At 71.9% G+C, this 22,159-nt stretch carries 23 protein-coding genes; 10 read left to right on the top strand and 13 right to left on the bottom strand.

Annotated elements, in window-relative coordinates; genetic code table 11:
- Positions 1–7 precede the first annotated feature (7 nt).
- Positions 8–232, top strand: a complete 225-nt coding sequence (locus Microterr_RS02765; RefSeq protein WP_263796264.1) for a tautomerase family protein — start codon at positions 8–10, stop codon at positions 230–232.
- A gap of 63 nt (positions 233–295) precedes the next feature.
- On the opposite strand, the gene sucD is transcribed toward Microterr_RS02765, so the two are convergent.
- Positions 296–1,198, bottom strand: coding sequence for a succinate--CoA ligase subunit alpha (gene sucD / locus Microterr_RS02760; protein ID WP_263796265.1), 903 nt, complete (start codon positions 1,196–1,198; stop codon positions 296–298).
- A gap of 25 nt (positions 1,199–1,223) precedes the next feature.
- Positions 1,224–2,387, bottom strand: coding sequence for an ADP-forming succinate--CoA ligase subunit beta (gene sucC, locus Microterr_RS02755; protein ID WP_263796266.1), 1,164 nt, complete (start codon positions 2,385–2,387; stop codon positions 1,224–1,226).
- 326 nt (positions 2,388–2,713) lie between these two features.
- On the opposite strand from sucC, the gene Microterr_RS02750 reads away from it, so the two are divergent.
- Positions 2,714–3,400, top strand: a complete 687-nt coding sequence (locus Microterr_RS02750) for a TetR/AcrR family transcriptional regulator (RefSeq protein WP_263796267.1) — start codon at positions 2,714–2,716, stop codon at positions 3,398–3,400.
- A gap of 8 nt (positions 3,401–3,408) precedes the next feature.
- Here the strand turns inward: Microterr_RS02750 and Microterr_RS02745 are convergent, their stop codons facing one another.
- Positions 3,409–4,629 (bottom strand): serine hydrolase domain-containing protein, encoded by a 1,221-nt coding sequence (locus Microterr_RS02745; RefSeq protein ID WP_263796268.1) that lies wholly within the window; start codon positions 4,627–4,629, stop codon positions 3,409–3,411.
- Between the two features lie 52 nt (positions 4,630–4,681).
- On the opposite strand from Microterr_RS02745, the gene Microterr_RS02740 reads away from it, so the two are divergent.
- The 3 genes from Microterr_RS02740 to Microterr_RS02730 are packed head-to-tail and all read left to right on the top strand — an operon-like array spanning position 4,682 to position 7,007.
- On the top strand, positions 4,682–5,788 hold the full coding sequence (locus Microterr_RS02740; protein WP_263796269.1) for an alcohol dehydrogenase catalytic domain-containing protein: 1,107 nt from the start codon (positions 4,682–4,684) through the stop codon (positions 5,786–5,788).
- A gap of 17 nt (positions 5,789–5,805) precedes the next feature.
- The gene (locus Microterr_RS02735; protein ID WP_263796270.1) at positions 5,806–6,555 is read left to right on the top strand and encodes an SDR family oxidoreductase; all 750 of its coding nucleotides are present in this window, start codon (positions 5,806–5,808) and stop codon (positions 6,553–6,555) included.
- A complete protein-coding gene (locus tag Microterr_RS02730; RefSeq protein ID WP_263796271.1) occupies positions 6,552–7,007 on the top strand; it encodes a MaoC family dehydratase in 456 nt (151 codons plus the stop codon). The genes Microterr_RS02735 and Microterr_RS02730 overlap by 4 nt, the downstream gene beginning before the upstream one ends.
- Positions 7,008–7,019: 12 nt before the next feature.
- On the opposite strand, the gene Microterr_RS02725 is transcribed toward Microterr_RS02730, so the two are convergent.
- Both Microterr_RS02725 and Microterr_RS02720 read right to left on the bottom strand, forming a co-directional pair.
- On the bottom strand, positions 7,020–8,243 hold the full coding sequence (locus Microterr_RS02725; RefSeq protein WP_263796272.1) for an acetyl-CoA C-acetyltransferase: 1,224 nt from the start codon (positions 8,241–8,243) through the stop codon (positions 7,020–7,022).
- 35 nt (positions 8,244–8,278) lie between these two features.
- A complete protein-coding gene (locus Microterr_RS02720; RefSeq protein WP_263796273.1) occupies positions 8,279–9,547 on the bottom strand; it encodes an acyl-CoA dehydrogenase family protein in 1,269 nt (422 codons plus the stop codon).
- Between the two features lie 103 nt (positions 9,548–9,650).
- On the opposite strand from Microterr_RS02720, the gene Microterr_RS02715 reads away from it, so the two are divergent.
- The 5 genes from Microterr_RS02715 (at position 9,651) to Microterr_RS02695 (ending at position 14,736) form a co-directional block, all read left to right on the top strand.
- Positions 9,651–10,298 (top strand): QsdR family transcriptional regulator, encoded by a 648-nt coding sequence (locus tag Microterr_RS02715; protein WP_263796274.1) that lies wholly within the window; start codon positions 9,651–9,653, stop codon positions 10,296–10,298.
- Positions 10,298–10,708, top strand: coding sequence for an acyl-CoA thioesterase (locus Microterr_RS02710; RefSeq protein WP_263796275.1), 411 nt, complete (start codon positions 10,298–10,300; stop codon positions 10,706–10,708). The genes Microterr_RS02715 and Microterr_RS02710 overlap by 1 nt, the downstream gene beginning before the upstream one ends.
- Before the next feature lie 172 nt (positions 10,709–10,880).
- The gene (locus Microterr_RS02705) at positions 10,881–11,918 is read left to right on the top strand and encodes a phosphotransferase family protein (protein WP_263796276.1); all 1,038 of its coding nucleotides are present in this window, start codon (positions 10,881–10,883) and stop codon (positions 11,916–11,918) included.
- Positions 11,918–13,120, top strand: coding sequence for an acyl-CoA dehydrogenase family protein (locus Microterr_RS02700; RefSeq protein ID WP_263796278.1), 1,203 nt, complete (start codon positions 11,918–11,920; stop codon positions 13,118–13,120). Before Microterr_RS02705 ends, Microterr_RS02700 begins: the two co-directional genes overlap by 1 nt.
- A 35-nt stretch (positions 13,121–13,155) precedes the next feature.
- Positions 13,156–14,736, top strand: coding sequence for an AMP-binding protein (locus Microterr_RS02695; protein ID WP_263796279.1), 1,581 nt, complete (start codon positions 13,156–13,158; stop codon positions 14,734–14,736).
- 158 nt (positions 14,737–14,894) lie between these two features.
- Here the strand turns inward: Microterr_RS02695 and Microterr_RS02690 are convergent, their stop codons facing one another.
- From Microterr_RS02690 to Microterr_RS02655, 8 genes are all read right to left on the bottom strand, one after another.
- Positions 14,895–16,178, bottom strand: coding sequence for an ABC transporter substrate-binding protein (locus Microterr_RS02690; protein WP_263796280.1), 1,284 nt, complete (start codon positions 16,176–16,178; stop codon positions 14,895–14,897).
- Positions 16,179–16,180: 2 nt separating this feature from the next.
- Positions 16,181–17,266 carry a branched-chain amino acid ABC transporter permease gene (locus Microterr_RS02685; RefSeq protein WP_263796281.1) on the bottom strand — a complete coding sequence of 362 codons (1,086 nt, stop codon included), beginning with the start codon at positions 17,264–17,266 and terminating at the stop codon, positions 16,181–16,183.
- Positions 17,263–18,141 carry a branched-chain amino acid ABC transporter permease gene (locus tag Microterr_RS02680; protein ID WP_263796282.1) on the bottom strand — a complete coding sequence of 293 codons (879 nt, stop codon included), beginning with the start codon at positions 18,139–18,141 and terminating at the stop codon, positions 17,263–17,265. Before Microterr_RS02680 ends, Microterr_RS02685 begins: the two co-directional genes overlap by 4 nt.
- Complete coding sequence (locus Microterr_RS02675) at positions 18,141–18,911, bottom strand: ABC transporter ATP-binding protein (protein WP_263796283.1); 771 nt, start codon at positions 18,909–18,911, stop codon at positions 18,141–18,143. The genes Microterr_RS02680 and Microterr_RS02675 overlap by 1 nt, the downstream gene beginning before the upstream one ends.
- Positions 18,908–19,630 (bottom strand): ABC transporter ATP-binding protein, encoded by a 723-nt coding sequence (locus Microterr_RS02670; protein WP_263796284.1) that lies wholly within the window; start codon positions 19,628–19,630, stop codon positions 18,908–18,910. The genes Microterr_RS02675 and Microterr_RS02670 overlap by 4 nt, the downstream gene beginning before the upstream one ends.
- Positions 19,631–19,830: 200 nt before the next feature.
- Complete coding sequence (locus tag Microterr_RS02665; RefSeq protein WP_263796285.1) at positions 19,831–20,565, bottom strand: glucose 1-dehydrogenase; 735 nt, start codon at positions 20,563–20,565, stop codon at positions 19,831–19,833.
- Positions 20,562–21,563: an NADPH:quinone oxidoreductase family protein gene (locus Microterr_RS02660; protein WP_263796287.1), complete on the bottom strand. Its 1,002-nt coding sequence runs from the start codon at positions 21,561–21,563 to the stop codon at positions 20,562–20,564. Before Microterr_RS02660 ends, Microterr_RS02665 begins: the two co-directional genes overlap by 4 nt.
- Entirely contained in the window at positions 21,550–22,140 is a 591-nt protein-coding gene (locus Microterr_RS02655) for a TetR/AcrR family transcriptional regulator (protein WP_263796288.1), read from the bottom strand. Before Microterr_RS02655 ends, Microterr_RS02660 begins: the two co-directional genes overlap by 14 nt.
- Between the last annotated feature and the right edge of the window lie 19 nt (positions 22,141–22,159).

Genomic DNA, 22,159 nt, shown 5'->3' with positions numbered 1-22,159 from the left:
GACCGCCATGCCCAACATCCGAGTCGAACTGCTGCCAGGACGCACCGTCGACCAGCGCCGTGACTTCGCCGCCCAGGTGACGCAGGCCGCCGTCGAGGCGCTCGGCGCCCGTCAGCAGGACGTGCGCATCATGTTCGAGGAGGTCGCGGCCGACTTCGTCGCCAACGGCGGAGTGCTCGCGAGCGAGGACGACTCGCGCTCGGCGGTGGTGTCGCGGTTCGGCGGCGCCTGACGCGTGAAACGACGAAGGGGCGGATGCTGCAGCATCCGCCCCTTCGTTCGTGTCTCCGGCCGCTTACAGCCCGGCGATGATCTCGCGCATCAGGTCGGCGGTCTCGGACGGCGTCTTGCCGACCTTCACGCCTGCGGCCTCGAGGGCCTCCTTCTTCGCCTGAGCCGTGCCCGCCGAGCCGGAGACGATGGCGCCGGCGTGGCCCATGGTCTTGCCCTCGGGCGCGGTGAAGCCCGCGACGTAGCCGACGACCGGCTTGGTGACGTTGGCCTTGATGAAGTCGGCGGCGCGCTCTTCGGCGTCGCCGCCGATCTCGCCGATCATCACGATCGCCTTGGTCTCGGGGTCGGCCTCGAACGCGGCGAGCGCGTCGATGTGCGTGGTCCCGATGATCGGGTCGCCGCCGATGCCGATGGCGGTCGAGAAGCCGATCTCGCGCAGCTCGAACATCATCTGGTACGTGAGGGTGCCCGACTTGGAGACGAGGCCGATCGGGCCCTTGCCCGCGATGTTGGCGGGGGTGATGCCCACGAGCGACTCGCCGGGCGTGATGATGCCGGGGCAGTTCGGCCCGATGATGCGGGTCGTGTTGCCCTTGCTCTGCGCGTATGCCCACGCCTCGGCGGTGTCGCCGACGGGGACGCCCTCGGTGATCACGACGAGCAGCGGGATCTCGGCGTCGATGGCCTCGACCATCGCGTCCTTCGTGAAGGCCGGGGGCACGAACGCGATGGACACGTCGGCGCCGGTCTTCTCGATCGCCTCGGCGACGGATGCGAACACCGGGAGTTCGACGGGGTTGCCCTCGGCGTCGTGGTGCAGCACGGTCGTGCCGGCCTTGCGGGCGTTCACGCCGCCGACGACCTGGGTGCCGGCCTTCAGCATGAGGGCGGTGTGCTTGGTGCCCTCACCGCCGGTGATGCCCTGGACGATGACCTTGGAGTCCTTGTTGAGGAAGATCGACATTTCTCTTGTTCCTTGTCCGGGTGTCTCAGGCGTTCGCGAGCTCGGCGGCCTTGTCGGCGCCTTCGTCCATGGTCGACGCGAGCGTCACGAGGGGGTGGTTCGCGTCGCGGAGGATCGCGCGGCCCTCCTCGACCTTGTTGCCGTCGAGGCGCACGACGAGCGGCTTGGACGCGCTCGAGCCGAGCTCGGCGAGCGCGCCGACGATGCCCTTGGCCACCGCGTCGCACGCGGTGATGCCGCCGAAGACGTTCACGAAGACGCTCTTCACCTGCGGGTCGCCGAGGATGACGTCCAGGCCCGCGGCCATGACCTCGGCCGAGGCGCCGCCGCCGATGTCGAGGAAGTTGGCGGGCTTCACGCCGCCGTGGTTCTCACCGGCGTACGCCACGACGTCGAGGGTCGACATGACCAGGCCCGCGCCGTTGCCGATGACGCCGACCTCGCCGTCGAGCTTGACGTAGTTGAGGTCGTTGGCCTTGGCCTTCGCCTCGAGCGGGTCGGCAGCATCCTTGTCCTCGAGCAGCGCGTGGCCGGAGTGGCGGAAGTCGGCGTTCTCGTCGAGCGACACCTTGCCGTCGAGGGCGATGATCTCACCGTCCTCCGAGAGGATCAGCGGGTTGACTTCGACCAGCGTCGCGTCCTCGCCCTTGTAGACGTTGAAGAGCTTGACGAAGACGTCGCTCACCTTGTCGACGAGGTCGGCGTCGAAGCCCGCGGCCTCGGCGATCTCGACGGCCTTCGCCTTGTCGATGCCCGTGCCGGGGTCGACCTCCACGCGCGCGAGCGCCTCGGGGCGCTCGACGGCGAGCTCTTCGATCTCCATGCCGCCCTCGACGCTCGCGAGCGCCAGGTACGAGCGGTTGGCGCGGTCGAGCAGCACCGAGAAGTAGTACTCCTTGTCGATGCGGGCGCCCTGTGCGACCATCACGCGCTTGACGACGTGGCCCTTGATGTCGAGGCCGAAGATGGCCTTCGACAGCTCGTACGCCTCGTCGGGGGTCTTGGCGACCTTGACGCCGCCGGCCTTGCCGCGGCCGCCGGCCTTCACCTGCGCCTTGACGACGACGACACCGCCGATCTTCTCGGCAGCCGCGCGCACCTCTTCCGGGGTGTCGGCGACGATGCCGGCGAGAACCGGCACCTCGTACTTCTCGAAAAGGTCTCGTGCCTGGTACTCGTACAGATCCACAGTTCGCAGTCCTCCGCTGGGGCGATGAGGTGGGATGACGTGAAAAACGTCTTGATGTCGAGATATCTCGACCAGTCTGAAAGCCTACTACCCGAGTCTGTGAGCCCATGACCGCAGGATGGTTCCGGTCAGGATGCGCGGCCCTCGCCCGCCAGCCACCGCCGACCCCACCCGGAATTGCCGAGCCGGCTGCGTCGGCACCGTGCGCAGGCGGTGGGCTCGGCAGCACAGGGTGTGGTCGGCGATCGGGCTCGACGATGCGCGCTGTCGAACACGGCGGCGGGCGCGGTGACCTGGGCCGACCCGACCACTAGGCTCTCCCCGAGATGTCCGACACCGCTGCCAGCCTCACCTCCCCGGCCGCATCCCGCGCGGCCGTGATCGGTGCCGCCCTCGAGCTGTTCGCGACGCAGGGGTTCGAGGCGACGTCGGTCGATCAGATCGCACGGGCCGCGGGCATCTCGCGCTCGACGTTCTTCCGCCAGTTCGGCGGCAAGGACGACGTGGTGTTCGCCGATCATGAGGTGCAGCTCGAGCGCCTCCGCGACTACCTCGCCCAGTCGCACGCCGACCCGTGGGCCGCCGTGTGCGAGGCGTCCGAGCTGGTCTACACCCACTTCGCCGCCGACCCGGAGCTCGCCCGCCGTCGCTACGCCGTCGTGCGTGAGGTGCCGGTGCTGCGCGAGCGCGAGATCGTCACCGTGTTCCGCTACGAGCGGCTGTTCGACGACTATCTGCGGGGGTCGCTGCCCGGCATCGATCCGCTCGACGCCGTCGGGTTCGCCGCGCTGGTGACCGCGGTGCACAACCACGTGCTGCGCCAGCTGCTCCGCGGTCAGCGGAAGGTGCCGGTCTCGGTGCTCCGCGCCGCCCTCGACGACGTGCGGCGACGCTTCGGCGTCCTGCCCGACGACGGCACCACCGCACCGGACGATGTCGTGGTGGCGGTGTTCCCGCGCCGGATGCCCGTCGCGGAGGTCGCCCGCCGCGTGCAGGCCCGCCTCGACGACTGACGGCACCCTCAGAGCGCGGCGTAGACCGCCTCGGCGTAGGCGCGCGACCGGTCCGACCCGATGATGCCCGACGACATCTTGTTCATGACGTAGGCGATGGTGAGCCCGCGGTCTGCGTCGGCGACGACGAGCGACCCGCCCCATCCGCCCCAGAACGCGACGGCGCCCTCCGGCAGGTACGGTGTGCTGGCCGGGTGCGGGACGGCATAGCCGAGCCCGAACCGCAGGGGCATGCCGAGGACCAGATCGATGCCGTCGGTGTGCTCTGCGAAGACCCGCCCGACGGTGTCCGGAGAGAGCAGACGGACGCCGTCCACCTCGCCGCGACCCGCGATGAGCGCGTTCAGCCGCGCGACCGAGCGGGCGTTGCCCTGGCCGCCCGCCCCGCCGATCCCGGCGGCCCGCCACGGCCTGGTCCAGGTGAGCTCCGCCTCGAGCGGGGGCCCGGTGAACGTCTTGAAGGCGGGCGAATCGGGAGGAAGCGCCGACAGGTCGATCTGCGACGGCGGCGGCGGGACGACATCGCTGACGCGGTGCTCCTCGCTGTCGGGCAGTCCCAGCCAGAAGTCCGCGCCGAGCGGGCCGGTCAGCTCGTCGGCCACGAACGCGCCGAGCGACCTGCCGCTGACCCTGCGCACGATCTCGCCGACGAGGTGGCCGTAGTCGAGGAGGTGATAGCCGGATGCTGCGCCCGCCGGCCACCAGGCGGGCTGCGCCGCGAGGCGGGCCGCGGCACCCTCCACGTCGAGGATGTCGGCGGCGGTCACGGGCTGCGCCCACCCCGACACCCCGGACGTGTGCATCAGGACGTGCTTGACGAGCACGCCCTCCTTGCCGGCGGCGGCGAACTCCGGCCAGTAATCGGCGACCGGTCGCTCAGGATCGAGCTGCCCCCGATCGATCAGCACGAGCGCGGCCAGGGTCGAGACCGTCTTGGAGATCGACCAGACGTTCGTGAGCGTGTCGCGCTCCCATGGGCGCGTCCGATCCTGGTCGCTCCAGCCGCCCCACAGGTCGACCGCCGGCCGGCCGTCGACGAGCACGACGAGCGAGGCGCCGAGCTCCTCCCCTGTGGCGAACCGACGTGCGAACTCCTCGCGCACGCCCGCGAAGCGATCCTCGGCACTGCCGTCGAGGGGGATCTCAGTGGTCGGGATGCTCGTCATCGAGTGCTCCTCTGCGGGGTCGCGCGCCTCATCGTCGAGGCTCGATTCGAGAGCATACCGCACAGTCGGTATGCTGGTCACTGCCGGTGCGACGACGCCCGACGAAGGAGGCCGGATGCGCATCATCGGAGCCGTGCTCGAGCGCACGGGCGCCAGCGCGCCCTACGCGCAGTCGCGTCCGTTCACGGTCGGTCCGCTCGATCTCGACCCGCCGGGCGCCGGCGAAGTGCTGGTCCGGATCGAGTCTGCCGGCGTCTGCCATTCCGACCTCAGCGTCGTCGACGGCAACCGCGAGCGACCCACCCCGATGCTGCTCGGGCATGAGGCGGCCGGGATCGTGGAAGCGGTCGGGCCCGACGTCGCCGACCTCGACGTGGGCACCCGCGTCGTGATGACCTTCCTGCCGCGGTGCGGCACGTGCGACGGGTGCCGCACCGACGGCCGGCTGCCCTGCGTACCCGGGAGCGCGGCCAACGGCGCCGGCACGCTCGTCGGCGGCGGAATCCGCCTGCACCGCGGCGAAGCCGGGCAGGACGTGCACCACCATCTGGGCGTGAGCGCGTTCGCCACCCACGCCGTGGTGAGCCGCACCTCGGTGGTCCCGGTGCCGGCGGATGTGCCCGCGGAGATCGCCGCGCTCCTCGGCTGCGCGGTGCTGACCGGCGGCGGTGCCGTCATCAACGCCGGACGCCCCGCACCCGGTGATCCGGTCGTCGTCGTCGGACTCGGCGGCGTCGGCATGGCGGCGCTGCTCGTCGCCGCAGCGCTCGGGCACGAGGTCGTGGGCGTCGACGCGCTCGACGCCAAGCTCGACCTCGCCCGCAGCCTCGGCGCCGCGGAGGCGCTGAGCCCCGCGGAGGCGGTGGAGCGCAGCATCCGCGCTCCCCTGGTGATCGAGGCGGCGGGTGCCGCCCGCGCCTTCGAGACCGCGCTCGCACTGACCGCGCCGGGGGGCACCACGGTCACGGTCGGGCTGCCCGCGCCCGACGCCCGCGCGGCGGTGTCACCGCTCACCCTCACCGCCGAGGCGCGCACGATCGTCGGCAGCTATCTGGGCTCCGCCGTGCCCAGCCGCGACATCCCCCGCTACGTCGACCTGTGGCGCGCGGGCCGGCTGCCGCTGGAGCGCCTGGTGTCATCGCGCATCCGGCTCGACGACATCGACGCCGCGATGGACCGTCTCGCCGCCGGCGGCGAGCTGCGCCAGCTCATCACCTTCTGACCACCGAGAGGAACCCCATGACCAGGACCGCCATCGTCACCGGAGCGGGCCGCGGCATCGGCGCCGCGACCGCCCGCAGGCTCGCGGCCGACGGCCACGCCGTCGCCGTGCTCGACCTCGACGCCGCGCACTGCGCCGACACCGTCGCCGCGATCGCCGATGCGGGCGGCACCGCGATCGCCGTCGGTGCCGACGTCTCCGACGCGTCGGCCGTCGAGGCCGCCGTCCAGCGCGTCGTGGACGAGCTCGGCGCCCCGACGATCCTCGTCAACAACGCCGGCATCCTCCGCGACAACCTGCTGTTCAAGATGACCGAGGACGACTGGGATGCCGTGATGAACGTGCATCTGCGCGGCGCATTCCTGATGAGCCGCGCGGTGCAGGCGCATCAAGTCGCCGCGGGCTGGGGGCGGATCGTCAACCTCTCCAGCACCTCGGCCCTCGGCAATCGCGGGCAGGCGAACTACTCCGCCGCCAAGGCCGGCATGCAGGGCCTGACGAAGACGCTCGCGATCGAGCTGGGCCGGTACGGCGTCACCGCAAACGCGATCGCCCCTGGTTTCATCGTCACCGACATGACCCGGGCGACGGCAGAGCGCATCGGTGTCGGGTTCGACGACTTCGTCGCCCACGCCGCGAAGGAGATCCCGGTCGCTCGTGCCGGTCAGCCGGACGACATCGCCGCCGCCGCGTCGTTCTTCTGCTCGGAGGAGGCCGGCTTCGTCTCCGGACAGGTGCTCTACGTGGCCGGAGGACCCCGCGCATGAGCATCGTGATCGCCTCTCCTGCCGCCCTCGCCGATGCGATCGGACAGTCTGCGACCGGCGACTGGCTCGAGGTCGGGCAGGAGCGCATCACGGCGTTCGCCGAGACCACCGAGGACCGCCAGTGGATCCACGTCGACGCCGAACGGGCCGCTGCCGGTCCGTTCGGCGCGACCATCGCGCACGGGTACCTCACCCTGTCGCTGCTGCCGCACCTGACGGCGGGGCTGCTCGAGGTCGACGGCACCGCGATGGTGGTCAACTACGGCCTCGACAAGGTCCGGTTCCTCCAGCCCGTGCCCGCCGGCTCGCGCGTGCGGGCGCACACCGAGATCGCGTCGGTCGAGGAGACCGCGCAGGGGTACCGGGTCGGGATGACCACCACGGTCGAGCTCGAGGGCGCCTCGCGACCCGCGCTCGTCGCGGAGACCCTGGCCCTGTTCTTCCCCGCCTGATCCGCAGGTGGGTCAGACCCGCTCCAGCACCATGGCCATCCCCTGGCCGCCCCCCACGCACATCGTCTCCAGGCCGTAGCGGCCCCCGGCCGCATCCAGGCCGTTGATGAGGGTCGAGGTGATGCGCGCGCCGGTCATGCCGAACGGATGCCCGACGGCGATCGCCCCGCCGTGCACGTTGAGTCGGTCGTCGTCGATGCCGAGGTCGCGTGCCGAGGGGATGACCTGCGCCGCGAACGCCTCGTTGATCTCGACCAGGTCGATGTCGTCGATGCCGAGCCCTGCGCGGTGCAGCGCGTCGCGCGACGCGGCGACCGGCCCGAGACCCATCGTCTCGGGCGACAACCCGCTGACCGCGGTCGACACGATGCGCGCGAGCGGGCTGAGCCCGAGCTCGTCCACGACGGCGCCCGACACGATCACCAGCGCGGCGGCGCCGTCGTTCAGCGGGCAGCAGTTGCCGGCCGTGACCGTGCCGTCTGGCCGGAAGACCGGGTCGAGCCCGGCCAGCGCCTCCACCGTCACGCCCGGCCGCGGGCCGTCGTCGGCCGAGACCACCGTGCCGTCGCCGAGCGTCACGGGTGTGATGTCGCGCGCCCAGAATCCGGACGCGATGGCCGCTTCGGCACGCTGCTGCGAGCGGGCGGCGAACGCGTCCTGCTGCTCGCGCGTCACGCCGCGGACAGCCGCGACGTTCTCGGCCGTCTGCCCCATCGCGATGTAGGGGTCGGGGAGCGCTCCGTCCTCGCGGGGGTCGGCCCATCCGGCCGCCCCCTGCTCCGCGCGCCGCGCCGTGCGGGCGATCGCCCCGGCGAAACGGGGGTTCTCGTTCGAGATGCCCGGCATGACGTCCGCCGAGCCCTGCGTGTACCGCGACACCGACTCGACGCCCGCCGACACGAAGATGTCGCCCTCGCCCGCCTTGATCGCGTGGAACGCCATCCGCGTGGTCTGGAGCGAGGACGAGCAGTACCGGTTGACGGTCGTACCCGGCACACCGTCGAGGCCCAGCAGCACCGCGACGATCCGAGCGATGTTCATGCCCTGCTCGCCGGCGGGCTGACCGCATCCCATCAGCAGATCGTCGATGCGCGCCGGGTCGAGCCCCGGCACCCGATCGAGGGCGGCCTGCACCATCTGGGCCGCGAGGTCGTCGGGGCGGATCCCCGCGAGCGTCCCCTTGCGGGCGCGTCCGATCGGCGAGCGGGCGGTGGCGACGATGTACGCCTCGGTCATGGTGGTCCTCCGTCGTATCGAGGGGATGCTGGCGCTCAGACGAACGCCGCGATGCCGGTGATCGCGCGGCCGACGATCAGCGAGTTCATGTCGAAGGTGCCCTCGAACGTGAACACCGCCTCGGCGTCCGCGAAGTAGCGGGCCACGCTGTAGCCGGGCACGATCTGCCCGTCGTACTGCGCTTCGCTGCCGAGCTGGATGCCGTTGCCTCCGCAGATCTCGCGGCACAGCGCCACGGTCTCGCGCATGCGGGCGCTCACGAACGCCTTCGCCATCGCGGAGTGATGGTCGCGCTGCGTGCCCTCGTCCTGCATCTGCGAGACGCGCATGCACAGGGCGATCGAGGCCGTGATGCCGGCCAGCGCGTCGGCGAGCTTCTGCTGCACGAGCTGGAACGACGCGATCGGCTTGCCGAACTGCACCCGCGCTTTCGCGTACGCGAGCGCGGCCTCATACGCGCCGACCCCAACGCCGAGCGCCTGCCAGGCGACGTCCGCCCTGGTCAGGCGGAGCACGACCGCGACATCGCGGAAGCCGTGGATCTTCGGCAGCCGGTCGCTCTCGGGCACCACGACGTCCTGCAGCACGATGTCGGCGTTCTCGACGGCCCGCAGTGACTGCTTGCGCTCGATCTTCGTGCCGACGAACCCGGGCGTCGGCGTACGCACGAGGAAGCCCTTGACCTGGTCATCGGCGACGTCGCGCGCCCAGATCACCACGAGGTCGGCGAAGGCGCCGTTGCCGATCCAGCGCTTCGACCCGTTGAGCACCCATTCGTCCGTGCCGTCTTGGCGGATGCGGCGCTCCGCCGTCGTCTCGAGTCCGCGCGCGGTGTCGGAGCCGTGGCCTGGTTCGGTGAGCCCGAACGCGGCGACCAGCTCGCCGGCAGCGAGCCGCGGCATCCACTCCGCCTTCTGCGCGGGCGACCCGCCCACGGCGATCGAGGTCATCGCGAGTCCGGAGTGCACGCCGATGAAGGTCGCGGTCGACGGGTCCGCACGCGAGATCTCCATCGCCACCCACCCGCGGAAGACGCTGCTGTTCTCGAACAGCGCGGTCTCCGGGAACGCATTGCCGAACAGCCCGAGCTCTGCGAAGCGGGGGAAGAGGTGCCTGGGACTCTCCGCGCGTTCCCAGTGGTCGTCGGCGAACGGCCGCACCTCTGTATCGAGGAAGCGCCGGATGCCGGCGAGCGCACGCTGCTCGGTCGCGGTGAGTTGGTGCTGGAACGCGTAGAAGTCCGCGTCGAGCAGCTCGGCCGGCGCGGTCTCGACCCGGTCGGGGGCACTGAGGGTGAACGTCATCGTCTCTCCTTCGTCGATCCGAGTATGCATCACTTTTCAGAACGTTGCACAACATTCTGCAGAATGTTGCACGATGGCGAACGCCGCCGAGTAGAGTTCCGGCATGACCACCACCGCGGCCCCGCCGCAGTCGATCGCGACCGTCGGCCTGACGACTGCCCCCTCATGGCTGTCCGAGCGACTCGCCGACGGCGCGCACCCCGACGCCGCGCGCGCCTTCGACCTCGCCCGCGAGGCCTTCATCGCGGGCAGGCGCATCGACATGGGGAGCCTGGCCGGCACGCTCGGAGTCGACCGCACGTCGCTCTTCCGCTGGGTCGGCAACCGCGACGCGCTGCTGAGCGAGGTGCTCTGGTCGCTCGCCGTGCCCACGCTGGTGCAGGCCGAGCACGCGACGGCCGACGGCTCGGGCGGCGCGCGGGTCGCCGGCATCCTCACCCACTTCGTCGACGACCTCATCACCGCCGACTACTTCCGACAGTTCCTGCGCCGCGAGCCGGCGCGCGCGCTGCGACTGCTCACGACCAAGGAGAGCCCGATCCAGCGGCGCTACGTCGCGACCGCGGACTGGCTCGTGCGCCGCGAGCTGGGCGCTACGCCCCTCGGCGGGGCGATCGATCCGCCGGGGCTCGCGTACCTGCTCGTGCGGATGTCGGAGTCGTTCACCTACGCCGACCTGATCTCCGGCGACACGCCCAGCGCCGAGCGCGCCCGCGTCGCGTTCCGGCTCCTGCTGCGCGTGGACGGCTGATGACGGCGTATCGGGTGCGGGAGCCGTTCGCGACGCGGTGGAACGACAACGACCAGTACGGCCACCTCAACAACACGGTGTACTACGCGGCCATGGACACCGCGGTGAACGCCTGGATGATCCGCACGGGCGGCCTCGATCCGCTCTCAAGCCCGGCGATCGCGCTGTGCGCGGCGTCATCATGCGAGTTCGCGGCGTCAGCCGGCTTCCCCGAGGCGCTCGAGGTGGGCATCGGCGTGGCGCGGCTCGGGAGCACCAGCGTCACGTGGAGCCTCGGCATCCTGCGCGCCGGCGAGCCTGAGCCGATCGCGACGGGCCGGTTCGTGCATGTGTTCGTGGATGCGGTGACCCGCCGCCCGACGCCCGTGCCGGACGGCATCCGCTCCGCGATCGAGTCCGATCTGCTCTGAGGTCCGCCCCGTCCGCCCCCGCCCCCGCTCCATCCCGTTTACGGACGGGACACGCCGCGTGCGGCGCGGACGAAGCGGCGTGTCGTGACCGTAAACGGGTGGGGCGCGACAAACCGACCATCCGGTATGCTGTCGGGAGAGGCCGCAGTGCAGCGGCCGGGAAGGCGGGGCCATGGCGGATGTGCCGGGACTGGATGTCGCGGGCCTGCAACGGTGGCTGGAGGCGACGCATCCCGATCTCGCCGCGGGACCACTGTCCGCGACCGTGATCGCCGGAGGGCGCAGCAACCTCACCTACGCCGTCGAAGGCGCGCGCCTGCCGCTGATCCTGCGCCGCCCTCCGCTCGGCCACGTGCTCTCGAGCGCACATGACATGCGGCGCGAGCATCGGGTGATCTCCGCCCTCGCCGGCAGTGCCGTGCCCGTGCCCGCCGCCGTCGACGTGGTCGATGACACCGCCGACTCGGCGATCACCGGCACGACCTTCTTCCTGATGGAGCGCGCCCCCGGTCGGGTGCTCGCCCGGCCGGCCCAGAACGCCGCGTACACGCCCGCGGGCCTGCGCGCTCTCGGGTTCGAGCTCGTGCGGCATCTGGCCGAGCTCCACGCGGTCGACCCCGATGCGGTCGGCCTGAGCGACTTCGGGCGGCCGGACGGGTACCTCACCCGGCAGCTGTCGACCTGGCGCCGCCAGCTCGACGCGTCGCGTTCGCGCGAGACGCCCGCCCTCGACGCGCTGCAGGCCTCCCTCTCCGCGGGCACCCCCGACACCGCGCGCACCGGCATCGTGCACGGCGACTATCGGCTCGACAACGCCCTCGTCGTCGGCGACGCCGATGAGCCGCACATCTCGGCGATCCTCGACTGGGAGATGGCGACGCTCGGCGACCCCCTCGTCGACCTGGGGATCTTCGCGCTCTACTGGGACATCGCCGAGCTGCCGGGCGGATTCGCGGGGGCCGTGCCGAGCGCGGTCGATCCCGCCGCGGGCTATCCGCGCTTCGCGGAGCTCGTCGACGCGTACGCCGAGCACGCGCGCATCGCCGTGCCCGACCTGCGCTGGTACCGCGCCTTCGCGGCGTACAAGCTCGCGGTGATCCTCGAGGGGATCCACTTCCGCTTCCAGGCCGGCGACACCGTCGGCGAGGGATTCGACCGGATGGGCGCTCTCGTCGAGCCGCTCGCCCAGAAGGGACTGCAGGTGCACTGATGGACTTCGCCCCCGACGACACCGCCCGTGAGATCACGGCGCGCGCACGCGTATTCCTCGACGAGCATGTACTGCCCGCCGAGCCCGTCCTCGAGGAGCAGCTCGCCGCCGCGCCGGGCGAGTGGAGCCCTCGCCCGATCGTGCGAGAACTGCAGGAGCGGGCCAGAGCGCAGGGCCTGTGGAACCTGTTCCTGCCAGGCGACCAGGGCGCGGGTCTCAGCAACCTGCAGTACGCGCCGGTCGCCGAGGTCACCGGCTGGAGCCCCCGGCTCGCGCCGGCCGCGTTCAACTGCGCCGCCCCCGACACCGGGAACATGGAGGTGCTGAACGATTTCGGCACACCCGAGCAGAAGGAGCAGTGGCTCGGACCCCTGCTGCGCGCCGACATCCGCTCGGCGTTCTGCATGACCGAGCCCGACGCGGCGTCCTCCGACGCCACGAACATCGGCACCCGCATCCGGCGCGACGGCGACGACTACGTCATCACCGGCCGCAAGTGGTGGTCGACCGGAGCGATGAACCCGGATGCGGCGATCTTCATCCTGATGGGCAAGACCGACCCTGACGCCGACCGGCACCGGCAGCAGTCGATGGTCCTGGTGCCGCGCGACACACCCGGCGTCCGGATCGTCCGCCCCCTCACCGTGTTCGGCTACGACGACCGCGACCACGGCGGTCACGCCGAGATCGCGTTCGAGGACGTGCGGGTGCCCGCGACCAACCTCATCGGCGCGGAAGGCGCGGGCTTCGCGATCGCGCAGGCGCGGCTCGGACCCGGCCGCATCCACCACTGCATGCGAGCCATCGGCATGGGCGAGCGCGCCCTCGCGCTGACGGTCGCACGGGCCAACCAGCGGCACGGCTTCGGACGGTCGCTCGCCGAGCAGCCGGTGATCCGCGAGTGGGCGGCCGAAGCGCGCATCCAACTCGAGGCGCTGCGGCTGCTGGTGCTGAAGACCGCCTGGCTGATGGACACCGTCGGCAACCGGCAGGCGATGACCGAGATCCAGGCGATCAAGATCGCCGTGCCGCGCGCGGTGCAGACCATCATCGACCGCGCGATCCAGGTGCACGGCGGAGCCGGGGTCTCGTCGGACACCCCGCTGGCCGAGCTCTACGCCGGCATCCGGTCGCTGCGCATCGCCGACGGTCCCGACGAGGTGCACCTGTCCAGCCTCGGCCGATCGGTCCTGCGCGCCTGACCCGAACGCCCCGCCCGATGTCGAAGGAGACACCGATGCCCCACCAGCCAGACCCCGCCGTCGACGGCGCCGGCTTCGCGACACTTTCGGTCGCCGGCATCCTGAGCGAGGCCGCCACGCGGCACCCCGACCGAGCCGCGCTGCACTTCATGGGCGGCGCGACCAGCTACCGCGACCTCTGGGACCAGACCCGCGCGTATGCCGGCGCGCTGCGCGACCGTGGCATCGGCCGCGGGGACCGGGTCGCGATGCTGGTGCCCAACGTGCCCGACTTCGCCCGCGTGTACTACGCGGCGCTGTCGCTCGGAGCCGTCGTCGTGCCGGTGCACCTGCTGTTCAAGGCCGACGAGATCGCCTACGTGCTGGACGATTCGGGCGCCGACCTGCTCGTCGTCGCGGCTCCCCTCCTCGGCGAGGCCGTTCCCGCGGCCGCGCGCGCGGGCGTCCCGATCGTGACGGTGCTGCTCCCGGCCGATGCCGGCGTCGACCTGCCGCGGCTCGAGGCGGAGGCCGCAGCATCCGTCCCGCTCGTCCGGCACACGCCGGTCGGGCCGCTGGATGCCGCCACGATCCTGTACACGAGCGGCACGACCGGCACGCCGAAGGGCGCGGTCGGCAGCCACCTGTCGATCGTCGAGCAGGTGCACTGCACGCTCATCGACGCGTTCGACCTGCGCTCCGACGACGTCGTGTTCGGCGGGCTTCCGCTGTTCCACACGTTCGGGCAGACCGCGGTGATGAACATCGCGTTCCGGGTGGGCGCCTCCGTGATACTGCTCCCCCGGTTCGACCCGGACGAGGCGCTCGCGCTGATGGTCGCGCAGCGGGCGACGGTGTTCACGGCGGTGCCGACGATGTACGTCGGGATGCTGGAGGCCGCCCGCCGCTCGGAGGCCCGGCCGCCGCTGCGGTACGCGGTGTCGGGCGGCGCCGCGCTGCCGGTCGCGGTGCTCGAGGCGTTCTCGGCCGCCTACGGCGCCGAGGTGCACGAAGGGTACGGGCTGACCGAGACCGCGCCGACGGTGTCGTCGAACCCGCTGGGCGAGCCGATCCGGCCGGGGAGCGTCGGGCGCACCCTCTGGGGCGTCGACGTGGCGATCGCCGATCCCGAGGTCGAGGAGGCGATCGCGCTGATCGAGCCGGGCGACGGGCTCGGCGAGATCGTGGTGCGCGGCCACAACCTCTTCAAGGGGTACCTCGGGCGGCCGGAGGCCTCCGCCGCGGCCGTGGTGGAAGGGTGGTTCCGCACCGGCGACCTCGGCACGTACGTCGACGGCGTGCTGACGATCGTGGACCGCAAGAAGGACATGATCGTCCGCGGCGGCTACAACGTGTACCCGACCGAGGTAGAGGCGGTGCTCGCCCGGCACCCCGGCATCGCGGTGGCCGCGGTCTTCGGCGTACCGGACGAAGTGAAGGGGCAGGAGGTCTGCGCCGCCGTGGTGGCGCACGACGGGGTCGTCCTCGACCCGGACGAGGTGATCGCGTTCGCGAAGGAGCGCATCGCGGCGTACAAGTACCCGCGCGTGGTGCACGTCGTCCCGGATCTGCCGCTCGGCGGCAGCGGCAAGGTGCTCAAGCGCGAGCTGGTAGCTCGTTTCGCGCCCGTTCCCTGACGCCTCGCGCGCCGGTCCCGCGCCCGCGCCCGTTCACAACTCAGGCAGAACGGGCCGTCGGGGCGCTCCGGGCGCGCCGGAGACCGGTTGAGCCTGAGTTGCGAACGGCAAAGAGGGCCGGACCCCCACCAGGGTCCGGCCCTCTCCAAAACCGGCAGCTACGCGCCGGGGACGCCCTCACCCTCGAGCGGCACCGGCGCCGGCTCGACCTCGACGACCGCGCCGTCCTCGACCGCGTAGGTCGGGCCGGTGTAGTCCTGCACGCCCTGGTCGACGACCGTGATGCCGACGCCCGTGTACGCGGCGTGGCTGTCGGCCGAGAACGACAGGGGCAGGATGCCGTTGCCGGCCAGGTCACCCGAGGTCACCGCGTCCAGCAGCGACTCCCTGGTCGGGTCCTCCCCCGCGGCGTAGAGGGCCTCGGCGAACAGGTGCGCCACGCTCATGCCGTAGATGGTGTTGCCGTCGAAGGCCGCGCCCTCGCCGTACTCGTCGTTGATCGCCCGGAACAGCGTCACCCACTCGTCGTCGCCGCCGAGCGCCGGCAGGTAGTTGGTGCCGGTGAAGCCCTGCAGCAGCTGCGGGCCGACCTCCTCGCCGAGGTATCCGACCAGGGTGGGGTAGTCCGCGCCGGACGACGACGAGAACCACTGCGGGAACCACCCGAGCTGCGCGGCGGTGCCGAGGGCGAGCGCCGTGAACCCGTTGATGGTGGCGAGGATGTTGATCTCGCAGCCGGCTGCCTTGAGCGCGCCGATCTGCGCGGTGACGTCCTGGTTGGAGGTCGAGTACCGCTCGATGTGCGCGAGCCCGTCGGCACCGAGCGCCAGCTCGGCGCCCTCGATCATCTCGTCGCCGAAGTCGTCGTCCTGGCCGAGGAGGCATACCGCCTTGCCGGGGTGCTCCGCCTTCGCGTGTGCGGCGAGGGCGGCGCCCTCCACGACGTAGTCGGCGTTGAACCCGAACGTGTACGGGTACTCCTCGGGCTGGTTCCAGCTGGTCGAGCCGGAGGCCACGAACAGGTCGGGCACCTTGTTCTCGTTGAGGAAGTCGAGCACGGCGGTGTGCGTCGGGGTGCCTAGGCCGTTCAGGATCGCGAAGACGTCGTCCTCCTGCACGAGCTCGCGCACCACGGTGAGCGTGTTCGCGGGGTTGTAGCCGTCGTCCTTCACGATGTACTCGATCGAGCGGCCGTGCACGCCGCCCTTGTCGTTGAGGTACGCGAAGTACGCCGACGCGGCGGCTGAGATCGACGAGTACCCCGCCGCTGCAGGTCCGGTCAGCGGCGTGTGCGTGCCGATCGTCACCGTGTCGTCGGTGACTCCGGGCGGCGGCTCCTCGGCGGCAGGTGCCGCGGGCGTGGAGCATCCCGCGAGCGCGACGACGACGGCACCGGCTCCGACCGCCGCGACGATGCGGCGAATGGTGTGTTGCTGTGACATGGTCACCTCTCTGTTTCTGTTGTGGATTGCTGGACGGACGGAATCGGATGCTGCGGCCTCGCCGCGACGGCGGGCGCGCGCCTGCGCACCCCGGCGAGACCCGACGGCCAGGCGAGCATCACCACGATGAGGAGCGCGCCGAACACGAGCACGGAGAGGTTGCCGGACAGGCGCTGGGCGACCTCGGCGGGCACGGGCAGCTCCGCCGCGAGCGTGCCGATCAGCCAGGGCAGCAGCACGATGACCGCGGAGCCGATCGCGGCGCCCCCGATGCTGCCGAGCCCGCCGATGACGACCGCCACCACGAGCAGGAGCGAGAAGGCGAGGGTGTACGCACCGGGGCTGACCGACTGGGTGACGGCGCAGAGCACCGCGCCACCGGCCCCCGCGGACAGCGCAGACACCGTGAACGCGGTGACCTTCACGCGTCCCGCGCGCACGCCGTTCAGGCGCGCGGCCGTGTCATCGTCCCGCACCGCCCGCATGCGCAGCCCGAGCCGGCCGCGTCGCAGCACCGCCAGCGTCGTGACGACGACCCCGGCGACGAGGATCGCCACCCACGCCTGCCACTGCTCGATCGCGATGAGCAGTTCGAGGGCCTCGGGCACGCCTTCGTAGGCGACCTGCAGGCCCTGATCTCCGCCGAGCACACCCGCGAACGCCGCCGTCACAGCGGGCAGCGCGACCACGAGGGCCAAGGTCAGCCCCGCCAGGTACGGGCCGCGCAGGCGCGCCGCCGCGAGCCCGAGCAGCAGTCCGAGCAGACCGGAGACGAGCAGCGCAGCGAGCAGAGCCAGCGCGAACCGCGCCACCCCGTCGACGCCCCACCCGGCGAGCCCGTTCGCCGCGAGGGCGTAGCCGTAGCCTCCGGCGGCCATCAGGGCGGCATGGCCCAGCGAGAGCTGTCCGCTCAGGCCGATCAGCAGGGTCAGTCCGGCGGCCGCGCAGAAGGTCGCCGCGATCGTGGCGAGCTGGAAGTTGCGGTACGGGTCGAGCAGGAACGTCCCGCCGAGGGCGAGCACCGTCAGCACGGCGCCGAAAGTGACGGTGCGCGGCGCACCGGTCAGCGAGGGCAGGATCCGGGTCATGCGCTGCGCGCCTCTCGTATCGCGAAGATGCCGGTGGGCCGCACGAGGAGCACCGCGACGAGCAGCACCAGCACGCCGATGGGGGCGACCGTGGCGCCGAGGTACCCGGTCACGAGGGTCATCACGACGCCGACCACGAGACCGCCGAGCAGCGCACCGACGGGCGAGTCGAGTCCGCCCACGACGGCGACGGCGAACGCGTAGACGAAGAGCACATCGGTCGAGTGCGGGTTCAGGCCGAGCTCCGTCGGCACGAGCAGCAGCGCAGCGAGTGCGGCGACGGCGGCGGACAGCATCCATCCGATCGTCACCATGCGGGTCACGCGCACGCCGAGGATCCGCGAGACCTCGGGGGCGAACGCGGATGCCCGCAGCTGCAGCCCGAGCGAGGTCCGCGTGAACAGCACCGCCAGCCCCGCCATCACGGCGAGCGCGACGACCAGCACGAACAGGTCGTACGGCGAGAGCAGCGGCACGCCGGCGACGACGAGGGGGCTCTCGTCGAACGGCGCGCGCATCGGGCGGTACGCCTGGCCGAACAGGATGCCGAGCAGCGACTGCAGCACCATCACGAGCCCGATCGCGACGATCACGCCGGCGAGCGGGTTCTCGTGCCGCGCGAAGCGCATCACCCCGCGCTCGACGGCGAAGCCGACCACCGCGCCTGCGACGATTCCGGTCGCGAGCCCGGCCGCGTACGAGCCGGTGAATCCCGTCACGGCGAAGGCGATGTAGGTCGCGACGAGCGCCATGGCCCCCTGCGCGAAGTTGATGATGCGGGCGGCGCGCCAGATCAGCACGAGCGACAGCGCGAACAGGGCGAAGATCGCGCCGCGGGCGAGGCCGGTGGCGAGGAGGAAGGCGAGGCGGTCCATCAGAATCCCAGGTAGGCGTGGCGGAGGGCGGCGTCGGCCGCGAGATCGGATGCTGCGGCCGCCGCGACGACACGGCCGAGGTCCAGGACCACCCCGCGATCGGCGATCGACAGCGCGCTGGTGACGTTCTGCTCGGCGAGCAGCACGGTGAGCCCGCGGCGCGCGGCCGCGTCGCGGAGCGTCGCCATCAGCTGGGCCACGACGAGCGGAGCGAGCCCGAGCGACGGCTCGTCGAGGGCGAGGAGCGTCGGCTCGGCGATGAGCGCACGGCCGAGGGCGAGCATCTGCCGCTCGCCGCCCGAGAGCTGGTGGCCCGCGGCCGCGCGGCGGCGCGCGAGCGGCTCGAACAGCTCGTAGACGCCCGCGATGGCCTGTTCGCGGGCCCGGCCGCGGTGCCGCCAGAGGGCGCCGAGGCGCAGGTTCTCGTCGACGGTGAGCTCGGCGACGACGCTCTGCCCGTCCGGGACGAGGGCGAGCCCGCGGCGTGCGCGGTCTTCGGTGCGGGTGCGGGTGAGGTCGGTGCCGTCGAGCCGCACGGTGCCGGATGCGACATGCACCAGCCCGGCGAGCGCACGCAGCAGGGTGGTCTTGCCTGCGCCGTTCGCGCCGAGGAGGGCGACCACCTCGCCCGGGTGCAGGTCGATGGAGACCCCGTGCAGCACCGGAGCCCCGCCGTAGCCGACCGTGAGCCCCTCGATCTGGAGGGCGGCGCCGGTGGCGGTGGGCACGCCCGTGGCGGTGGGCGCGCCGGTCGCGGTCCGGCCGCTCATGCCGACACCGTCACACCGAGGTAGGCCTCTTCGACGCGCGGGTCGGTCCGCACCTGGGCGGGCGTGCCGCGGGCGATCACGCGACCGAAGTCGAGCACGACGATGCGATCGGCCAGGCCCATCACGAAGTCGACGTGGTGCTCGACGAGCAGCACCGCGCAGCCGGCGCCGGCGACGGCGCGGATCACGTCGCCGAGGGCGGAGATGTCGTCAGCGCCGAGGCCGCCGGCCGGCTCGTCCAGCAGCAGCAGGCGGGGCGTGGTGACGAGCGCACGGGCGAGCGCGACGCGCTTGCGGTCGGGATACGGGAGCGCGGCGACCGGCAGGTCGGCGACCGCCGCGAGGCCGCGCTCCTCGAGCTGCCGCTGCACGAGTGCGCCCGCGTCGCGACGCCCCGCCACGGGCACCCGCACGTTCTCGCGGACGGTCATGCCGGCGAACAGCCCGAGTCCCTGGAGTGTGCGCGACACCCCGCGTGCCGTCAGCGCGGAGGGACGGTGGGGAGCGGGTTCGCCGTCGATCAGCACGGATCCCCGCCGGCGGACCAGGGCGCACACCGCGTTGAACACGGTGGTCTTGCCTGCCCCGTTCGGGCCGATCAGCGCGACGATCTCGCCGGAGGCGACGTCGAAGCCGACACCGTCGACCGCCGTGAGGCCGCCGAACGACACCGTGAGATCGGCCACGGCGAGCCGCGGAGTGGACGGAGTGGGAGACATCGGCACCTCTTCGTGTCGGGTGCGCCCACTATACCCAAGAAACCGACCAGGCGGTATGTTTCAGTTGCACGGGTGTCCTCGGCGTCCTCGCCCGCCCCGAGCCGGCCCCCGTTCACCTGTCACGAACGGCGCGCGAACGCGCACTTCGCGACAGGCGAGCAGAACCCCCGAAGGGGGACGAGCGGATGCGGCGGCCGCCGCTACTTGTGGGGAATCCCCGCGATCATGCCGCCGTCGACCACGAACTCGGCGCCGCTCGTGAACGCCGACTCATCGCCGGCGAGGAACACGATGGTGCCCGCGACATCGGCGGGCACTCCGGCTCGCCGGAGCGGGATGTCGAGGTGCGCGGGGTCGATCCGATCGGTCATCTGCGTGCGGATGAAGCCGGGGTGCACCGAGTTGACGCGGATGCCGGACGGCCCGAGTTCGACGGCGAGCGACTGCGAGAGCCCGCGGACGCCGAACTTCGCCGCCGTGTAGCCGTGCAGGCCGGGACTCCCCCGCATCCCCTCCACGGACGAGATGTTGATGATGGAGCCGCTCCCCTGCGCCTTCATGGTCGGCACGACCGCCCGGCACCCGAAGAAGACGCCCGTGAGGTTGACGGCGATCACGGCGTCCCACTTGGCGGTGCTGAGGTGCTCGATCGGCGCGGCGTTGGCGATGCCCGCGTTGTTGACCAGCACGTCCAGACGCCCGAACGCCGCCAGGGACGCCGCGACGGCGGCATCCCACTGCTCCTCGTCCGTCACGTCGAGGTGGACGAACCGCGCACCCTCACCGAGCTCGTCGGCGAGCGCGGCGCCCTCGGCGTCGAGCAGATCGGCCACGACCACCCGCCCGCCCGCAGCGTGCAGCGCGCGGACGTACGCCTCGCCGATGCCGCGAGCCCCGCCGGTGACGAGGCAGACCCGGCCGGCGAGATCGCTCATGACGCCGCGAGCACGATGACGACCCGGCCCACGGTCGCGCCTCCGGCAAGAGCCGTGAGCGCCTCAGGAGCGCGCTCGAACGGGACGACATGGTCGACCACCGGCTGGAGCGCGCCCGCATCGGCGAGCCGAGCGAGCTCACCCCGCGCGACGTCGATCAGGTCGGGCCGGATGCCCGGGTACATCCCCCAGTGCAGTCCGAGCACCGAGTAGTTCTTGACCAGCACGTGACCGGCCGGCAGCTGCTGGATCGTGCCGCCGGCGAAGCCGACCACCACGATGCGCCCCTCGAACGCGATGCACTTGGTCGAGGCGTCGAACGCCGCCCCGCCCACCGGATCGAACACCACGTCGGCGCCGTGACCGCCGGTCGCGGCCTTGACGCCGCCCACGAGATCGTCGGCGCCGCGCACCAGCACGACCTCGCAGCCCGCGGCGCGGGCCACCTCGGCCTTGGCCGCCGAGCCCACGACGCCGATCACGCGGGCACCCGCGGCGACGCCGAGGTGCACGGCCGCCAGCCCGACACCTCCGGCTGCGGCGTGCACGAGCAGCCATTCGCCCTCCTGCAGGGCCGCCCGGCGATGCAGGCCGAACCATGCGGTCTGGTACGCCACGGTCAGCCCGGCGGCCTCGGCATCGCCGAGGCTCTCCGGCGCGGTCCAGACATCGGATGCGGGCAGCACCGCGTACTCCGACAGCACGCCGATCTTCGAGCCGACGACGCGGTCGCCGATCGCCCGATCGGCGACACCCTCGCCGAGCGCGACGACCTCGCCGACGAGCTCGATCCCGGGAGTGAAGGGCAGCTCCGGCTTCACCTGGTACTCGCCGCGGCACAGCAGCACGTCGGGGAAGTTCGCGGCGACGGCGCGCACCGCCACGAGAACCTCACCCGCCGCGGGAGCGGGCAGCGGGACGTCGTCGAGCGAGAGCGCATCGGCGGGCTCGCCGAGCCGGGTCACGCGCCAGGCGCGCATCGTGTCAGGCAGCGGCATCCGGACTCCTCAGACTCACCAGGAACAGCTCGGTCAGCTGGCTCGCGACGAGCGACTTGCTCTCCGGCCCCTCCGGCGAATACCAGTGCGAGAGGTAGTGCACGTCGCTGAAGAAGTGCGCGACGAGCATCGCGACCGGGATGTCGGTGCGGTAGCGCCCCTCGCGCTGGCCGCGCTCGATCAGCGCGGCGAACTCGACGTGGTACTCCCGCCGGCGGCGGGTGACCTCCTGCTGGCGCGGTGCCGAGAGCATGTGCGCGCTCCGGAAGAACACCGTGCCCTCCGGCAGCGAGTCGATCGACGTCTCGAGCACGTCGATGCAGACGGCTCGCAGCACCTCATCTACCTCGCCGCCGCGCCCCACGATCTCGTCGAGCCGGTTCTTCTGCAGCGACAGCAGCGAGTCGTAGATGCCGAAGAGCAGATCGTCCTTCGACTCGAAGTAGTGGTACATCGCGCCCTTGGTGACACCGGCCGCCGCGACGATCTGCTGCACGCTGGTGTTGGCGTAGCCCTGGGTGGCGAACAGGTCGACCGCGGCACGCATGACGTCGTCGGCGACGTGGGAATCCCTCATGCTCTTATCTTTCACCCGG

It is taken from the genome of Microbacterium terricola (assembly GCF_027943945.1).
GTDB classification, from domain to species: Bacteria; Actinomycetota; Actinomycetes; order Actinomycetales; family Microbacteriaceae; genus Microbacterium; species Microbacterium terricola.
This window is presented reverse-complemented; position numbering and strand designations above follow the sequence as displayed.

Bases quoted from the DNA above. Each gene is read 5' to 3' on its own strand.
- Microterr_RS02710 (WP_263796275.1), top strand. From the start codon at position 10,298: ATGACGGCGTATCGGGTGCGGGAGCCGTTCGCGACGCGGTGGAACGAC.
- sucD (WP_263796265.1), bottom strand. From the start codon at position 1,198: ATGTCGATCTTCCTCAACAAGGACTCCAAGGTCATCGTCCAGGGCATC.
- Microterr_RS02695 (WP_263796279.1), top strand. From the start codon at position 13,156: ATGCCCCACCAGCCAGACCCCGCCGTCGACGGCGCCGGCTTCGCGACA.
- Microterr_RS02675 (WP_263796283.1), bottom strand. From the start codon at position 18,911: ATGAGCGGCCGGACCGCGACCGGCGCGCCCACCGCCACGGGCGTGCCC.
- Microterr_RS02750 (WP_263796267.1), top strand. From the start codon at position 2,714: ATGTCCGACACCGCTGCCAGCCTCACCTCCCCGGCCGCATCCCGCGCG.
- Microterr_RS02705 (WP_263796276.1), top strand. From the start codon at position 10,881: ATGGCGGATGTGCCGGGACTGGATGTCGCGGGCCTGCAACGGTGGCTG.
- Microterr_RS02720 (WP_263796273.1), bottom strand. From the start codon at position 9,547: ATGACGTTCACCCTCAGTGCCCCCGACCGGGTCGAGACCGCGCCGGCC.
- Microterr_RS02765 (WP_263796264.1), top strand. From the start codon at position 8: ATGCCCAACATCCGAGTCGAACTGCTGCCAGGACGCACCGTCGACCAG.
- Microterr_RS02670 (WP_263796284.1), bottom strand. From the start codon at position 19,630: ATGTCTCCCACTCCGTCCACTCCGCGGCTCGCCGTGGCCGATCTCACG.
- Microterr_RS02700 (WP_263796278.1), top strand. From the start codon at position 11,918: ATGGACTTCGCCCCCGACGACACCGCCCGTGAGATCACGGCGCGCGCA.
- Microterr_RS02725 (WP_263796272.1), bottom strand. From the start codon at position 8,243: ATGACCGAGGCGTACATCGTCGCCACCGCCCGCTCGCCGATCGGACGC.
- Microterr_RS02740 (WP_263796269.1), top strand. From the start codon at position 4,682: ATGCGCATCATCGGAGCCGTGCTCGAGCGCACGGGCGCCAGCGCGCCC.
- Microterr_RS02655 (WP_263796288.1), bottom strand. From the start codon at position 22,140: ATGAGGGATTCCCACGTCGCCGACGACGTCATGCGTGCCGCGGTCGAC.
- Microterr_RS02660 (WP_263796287.1), bottom strand. From the start codon at position 21,563: ATGCCGCTGCCTGACACGATGCGCGCCTGGCGCGTGACCCGGCTCGGC.
- Microterr_RS02685 (WP_263796281.1), bottom strand. From the start codon at position 17,266: ATGACCCGGATCCTGCCCTCGCTGACCGGTGCGCCGCGCACCGTCACT.
- Microterr_RS02690 (WP_263796280.1), bottom strand. From the start codon at position 16,178: ATGTCACAGCAACACACCATTCGCCGCATCGTCGCGGCGGTCGGAGCC.
- Microterr_RS02680 (WP_263796282.1), bottom strand. From the start codon at position 18,141: ATGGACCGCCTCGCCTTCCTCCTCGCCACCGGCCTCGCCCGCGGCGCG.
- Microterr_RS02730 (WP_263796271.1), top strand. From the start codon at position 6,552: ATGAGCATCGTGATCGCCTCTCCTGCCGCCCTCGCCGATGCGATCGGA.
- Microterr_RS02715 (WP_263796274.1), top strand. From the start codon at position 9,651: ATGACCACCACCGCGGCCCCGCCGCAGTCGATCGCGACCGTCGGCCTG.
- Microterr_RS02665 (WP_263796285.1), bottom strand. From the start codon at position 20,565: ATGAGCGATCTCGCCGGCCGGGTCTGCCTCGTCACCGGCGGGGCTCGC.
- Microterr_RS02735 (WP_263796270.1), top strand. From the start codon at position 5,806: ATGACCAGGACCGCCATCGTCACCGGAGCGGGCCGCGGCATCGGCGCC.